The 1,498-nt window shown below is 65.2% G+C and carries 1 protein-coding gene and 1 pseudogene; one reads left to right on the top strand and one right to left on the bottom strand.

Annotated features, from left to right (window positions below; all coding sequences use genetic code 11):
- Positions 1-268: pseudogene (locus EN925_RS35395) on the top strand (aspartate/glutamate racemase family protein); the annotation flags it as partial.
- A 6-nt stretch (positions 269-274) separates the two neighbouring features.
- Here EN925_RS35395 and EN925_RS35390 read toward each other — a convergent pair.
- On the bottom strand, positions 275-1,498 hold a 1,224-nt coding region (locus EN925_RS35390), incomplete at its 5' end, for a glutamine synthetase family protein (RefSeq protein WP_164894643.1).

Genomic DNA, 1,498 nt, shown 5'->3' with positions numbered 1-1,498 from the left:
TGCGGCGGTTGAAACCGAGCGCGCGCTCGACATCGCGCAAGCGACCGGCGCCGATGCCGCCCTGCTCGGCTGCACCGAACTGTCGGTGGTGGCCGCCAGCCTCAACGACGTGAATGGATTGGTCGTCATCGACAGCAATGCGGCCCTGGCGCGAGCCTGCCTGACGCGATTAGGGTTCGGTACGCAGGAAGCCCGAGGCCTGCCGACCGTATCGCGGCCGCCAGGACATGATTGGCCGATGCGCGCCAGCTTGGCCGTACTGGCGTAACCCGATCTAGACGCTCTCGAGGTATGTCTCGATCTCGAAATCGCTGACATTGAGCGCGAACGTGTTCAGCTCCTGGCGTTTGCAGGCCACAAAGGAGTCGCGCAGGATGGCTGGAAAAATCTCCGCCACATGCGTCCCGCTCTCGAAGGCGGCGATCGCGGATGCCCAGTCCGGCGGCAGCTTTGCCGGCGGAAGTCCCTGGCCGTCTGTGCCGATCGGATCACCTGGCGACAACTGTCTTTCGATGCCGGTCAGCGCGGCGCCCAATATGGCCGCGAGCACCAGATAGGGGTTGGCGTCGGCTCCCGACACGCGGTGCTCGATACGGCGAGCAGCGGTCGGCCCGCCCGGAATGCGGATCGCGACCATGCGGTTCTCATAGCCCCAGGCGACCGCAGTCGGCGCATAGGATCTTGGGCGCAGCCTGCGGTACGAATTGAAGTGCGGCGCGAACACCAGCGTGCTCTCGGCCATTGCCGCAAGCAGGCCACCGACTGCATGGCGCATGGTCTCCGAGCCCTGGTCGGTGCCGTCGTCGAAGACGTTGCGTCCTTCACCGTCGACCAGGCTGAAATGAACGTGAAAGCCGTTGCCCGCCCGGTCGCCATAGGGCTTGGCCATGAAGCAGGCGGCAAAGCCGTGCTTGCGGGCAATGCCCTTCACCGTGCGCTTGAACAGCACCGCATCGTCAGCCGCCCGCAACGCGTCCGCGACATGGTTCAGATTGATCTCGAACTGACCGACGCCGTTTTCGGCGATGGCCGTGTCGACGGGAATGCCTTGCGTCCGGCAGGCCTCGTAGACGTCATGGATGAAGGATTCGAAATCGTCGATTTCGTCGATCGACAGCGCCGCGTCGGAATCGAGCCGGCGTCCGGTCACCGGCGAGACAGGGCCGACCGGCCGTTGCGATTGCGGATCGACGAGGTAGAATTCGAGTTCCGTTGCCGCGACCGGGGTCAGGCCCAGGACCTTGTAGCGATCGAGGATGCGGGCCAGCGCCCGTCGCGGGTCGCCGAGATAGGGCGCGCCGCTTTCGTCGGCAAGCCACAGCGGGACAAGTGCCGTCGGATGCGCCGTCCAGGCCACCGGCAGAATGCCGCGCCCGGTCCATTGGCACAGTCCATCGGCATCGCCGGTCGAGAAAACCAGGCTGTTGCCTTCGATGTCTTCGCCCCAGACATCCAGTCCGATCAGCGAAAAAGGCATGCGCAGCTTGCCTTCCAGCGC

This window comes from Mesorhizobium sp. M7A.F.Ca.US.006.04.2.1, from assembly GCF_004022915.1.
Classification (GTDB): Bacteria; Pseudomonadota; Alphaproteobacteria; order Rhizobiales; family Rhizobiaceae; genus Mesorhizobium; species Mesorhizobium ciceri.
This window is presented reverse-complemented; position numbering and strand designations above follow the sequence as displayed.